This window comes from Hyphomicrobiales bacterium (genome assembly GCA_017642935.1).
Taxonomy (GTDB): Bacteria; Pseudomonadota; Alphaproteobacteria; order Rhizobiales; family MH13; genus MH13.
Window position 1 is genome coordinate 1 of record JAEPOK010000005.1, and the last position, 3,172, is coordinate 3,172.

The following is a 3,172-nucleotide window of genomic DNA, read 5'->3' on the forward strand; positions in this document are numbered from 1 at the left end:
CGGACAGAACGATGGGTAGTGGGTCAGTTTGAAAATCTGCCTTCAAATGCCCGACTTTGAATGCCATATTTGCTGTATGACTGCACGTGACCGTTTCTCCGTTCCGCTCAAATGTCCAGAGTGTGGGTTAGAGGCCACCGCCAGGCTCTCCCAAGAGGATGGTTGGTCCTTCATGAAGGGCAACCGTGGTACTGCTGTTGATGAGATGCCCGACGGGTTCAAGGCCGTCGCGGGCTCATGCTTTTATGCAAGCGATTTGGATATCGTCTGTGAGAAGCATGGAGTATCTGCGGTTGGGCGTTCTTAATGACCGAACGTAAACCCAAACGCCCGCGCGATCCCAATCAGTTGGCAAAGGCCATTGTGGACATTGCCACGGAAGGCGAGCCAGAGGAGTCTGTTACCGTCAAGCGGGCGCGGAAGGGTGGTCTAGTTGGCGGGAAGGCGCGTGCAAAAGCGCTTACGCCGGAACAGCGCGTTGACATCGCGCGCCAAGCAGCCTCGGCGCGGTGGAAAAAGGCCGACTAGGCGGCGTCTTCTTCGTCTTCGTCGCTATTGCGGCGCCACTCAACGTCGAGCGTAAGGTCCAAGTCTAGTTCGATTTGCTTCTGATCCGGGTTGATCCGGTTCCAATGCTCAACGTCATTCAGTAGGTGCAAGCCGTCGCCCACCATCTGCTCGCGCCGATTTGTCACCGACTTGAGCATCGGCCCGTGGGACGCGTTGTCGATGTCGATCCACAAATGAAGCTGCTGTCCGCCTTGAGTGACGGTGAAACTGTGGTTCACCCGGTATGAGCGACCGGTCACCTTGTCCTTCTTCGTCTCTTGCCTTGCAGCTTTTGAGAACTCTTTGGCCAGCAACTCAATCGGATCGGCCGGCCGCGGCATCGGCCAACCTTTCCCCGCCGCCCATTTTGCGACCTTCTTCATGTCGACCGCCTCTTCGCCGGTCTCGTCGCGATAATGGCGGATCAGCCGCTGCATTTCACTTGTCTTGCCCATTTGATCACTCCGTAGGGTAGATGTCGCCCCAGCCGTCAACCACTGCGCCGGGCGCAATAATCTCCCGGATGGGGACCAGATGGTTTCGGAAGCGTCTGTAGTCACCTGTCCGATGTTGTAGTTGTCCGGCCACAAGGCCGGGGTGAACCTGGATCGTTCTTGCAAAACCTCGCAGATCGCGTTCCGCAAAGAACGGTGATTTCTTTCGCACGAAGGCGCTCATCATCTTCTCGGGTACGCAAAAGTCGGCAGCAGCCAAGTTGGCTTCGCGCTCTTCCTGGACAATGGCGTCTGATGCAGCGGCGCGGTCACCAGTCAAGTCCACGTCCAACATCACACGGCTCTGTCCGTGTCGGAGTTTCACGTGTTCCAATTCATGGCGCAAGACGAACCAAAAGTTGTCAATTCGGTCAAAGCGAGTGGTGAGCGCAATCACTGGAGAGGCCTCATCGAGCCAAAAACAGACACCATCGATCTTCGCGACGGGAAGTGTCTCCACAATCAAGAAGCGGATGCCCCCCTCAGCCATTATTCTCGGCACGTGGCGGGCTTCATCTGCAGAACGAAGAAGCTTGCTCAGCTTGTTGATCACGGCGTCGACCGAACGGTCGGTGAAGGGCGCAACGAGCATTTCCGATGCTATCTGCCTGACCCGATAAATCCATGCCAACTGCGCGGGTGTGGCGTCTCCGCTGACCTCCGTGCGTTTGGCGGCATGCGGTAGAAACTCTATGTTTTTCAGATCATTAACACCGAAGAAGCGGTGAAGTGATGCTTCCACAGCCTCACGATCCTTGATGTTGCTGGCATCCAGCCAACCGCGCTTGATCATCTCGGATATGGGTAGATCACCATAGATCGCAGCGCGTGTGCTGCGCTCCGGGTCCGGCTGCGACTCGATCCGCGCCACGGCCAACTCGTATCGGTGCTGAAGAGCAAGGAAATCGTTGGCATCGACACCAAAGACTTCTTCAAGAAGCACGGCCATCTGCGCGGTGATCGGCTGCCGGTCCGATGTCAATCGATTGATTTTCGACTCATCCACATCCAGCACGATAGCAAGCGTGCGCTTGGTCCAGCCGCGTTCGGATAGCAGCGCTTCCATGAACTGGCCGGGCGTCTTGTATTTGTCAGCGTCAATCATCGAATCCCCCATTAGCATTTTCGAAATCAGCGTGAAAGCGAAATTTTAAAATTTTGCAAACTGACTGTTATGCTTGACGTGGGGTACTGGCCAGTCTACCCTCGCCCTATGAACAAGCTTGACCCGAAAGACCGCGCTCGCATCCTTCACCTTCTTTGTGAAGGCCAATCGATCCGCTCCATCGCGCGTGTGATGGGTGCAAGCAAGAACACAATTTCCAAGCTGCTGGTTGACGCTGGAAAGGTCTGCGCCGAGTACCACGACGAGCACGTCCGTAACGTGAACGCGCAGCGTATCCAGTGCGATGAAATCTGGTCATTCACCTACGCCAAACAGAAGAACGTCAAGACGGCTAAGGCCGCACCCGATCAGGCGGGCGACACATGGACATGGACGGCTCTGGACGCCGACAGCAAGCTAATCGTGTCTTATCTTGTCGGTGGGCGGGACAGCGAATATGCGATGGCCTTCATGGACGATGTTGCGTCACGGCTTGCCAATCGTGTCCAGATGACGACAGACGGCCACAAAGCCTATCTGGAAGCCGTTGAGGGTGCGTTTGGCTGCGACGTGGACTATGCCCAACTGGTCAAGATGTATGGCGCTGCGCCGGAAGCCGTGAAGGGCCGCTACTCACCGGCGGAGTGCACCGGCATTCGCAAAACCAAGATCGAAGGCGAGCCGAACATCAAGCACGTATCCACGTCCTATGTGGAACGGCAGAACCTCACAATGCGGATGCACATGCGTCGTTTCACACGACTGACGAATGCGTTCTCGAAGAAGATCGAAAATCACGCTTACGCCGTTGCGCTTCACTTCATGTACTACAATTTTGTCCGTATTCATTCGTCGCTCAAAGTGACGCCGGCGATGGCCGCTGGCGTCACAGATCGGCTGTGGGAGACTGAGGATATCGTTGCGCTGATCGAGACAAAGGAAGCCGAAAAGTCGACGAAACGCGGTCCGTACAAAAAGCGGGCTCAGATTTCAAACTGACCCACTACCGAACGATGAACGAGAT

Annotated in this window: 4 protein-coding genes; 2 read left to right on the forward strand and 2 right to left on the reverse strand. The window is 55.9% G+C overall.

Translation table 11 applies throughout. The annotated features are described in order from the left end of the window. Positions 1-306: 306 nt before the first annotated feature. Positions 307-528 carry a histone H1 gene (locus JJ917_17770; protein ID MBO6700678.1) on the forward strand — a complete coding sequence of 74 codons (222 nt, stop codon included), beginning with the start codon at positions 307-309 and terminating at the stop codon, positions 526-528. Here JJ917_17770 and JJ917_17775 read toward each other — a convergent pair. Next, complete coding sequence (locus JJ917_17775; GenBank protein ID MBO6700679.1) at positions 525-1,004, reverse strand: hypothetical protein; 480 nt, start codon at positions 1,002-1,004, stop codon at positions 525-527. The two genes, JJ917_17770 and JJ917_17775, sit on opposite strands and share 4 nt — an antisense overlap. Before the next feature lie 4 nt (positions 1,005-1,008). Continuing rightward, a complete protein-coding gene (locus tag JJ917_17780; GenBank protein ID MBO6700680.1) occupies positions 1,009-2,148 on the reverse strand; it encodes an ImmA/IrrE family metallo-endopeptidase in 1,140 nt (379 codons plus the stop codon). Between the two features lie 108 nt (positions 2,149-2,256). On the opposite strand from JJ917_17780, the gene JJ917_17785 reads away from it, so the two are divergent. Next, on the forward strand, positions 2,257-3,147 hold the full coding sequence (locus JJ917_17785; protein MBO6700681.1) for a helix-turn-helix domain-containing protein: 891 nt from the start codon (positions 2,257-2,259) through the stop codon (positions 3,145-3,147). Positions 3,148-3,172: the final 25 nt, after the last annotated feature.

What these genes read in the sequence shown, in the direction of transcription:
- JJ917_17785 (MBO6700681.1), top strand. Translation starts at nt 2,257, where the DNA reads ATGAACAAGCTTGACCCGAAAGACCGCGCTCGCATCCTTCACCTTCTT.
- JJ917_17770 (MBO6700678.1), top strand. Translation starts at nt 307, where the DNA reads ATGACCGAACGTAAACCCAAACGCCCGCGCGATCCCAATCAGTTGGCA.
- JJ917_17775 (MBO6700679.1), bottom strand. Translation starts at nt 1,004, where the DNA reads ATGGGCAAGACAAGTGAAATGCAGCGGCTGATCCGCCATTATCGCGAC.
- JJ917_17780 (MBO6700680.1), bottom strand. Translation starts at nt 2,148, where the DNA reads ATGATTGACGCTGACAAATACAAGACGCCCGGCCAGTTCATGGAAGCG.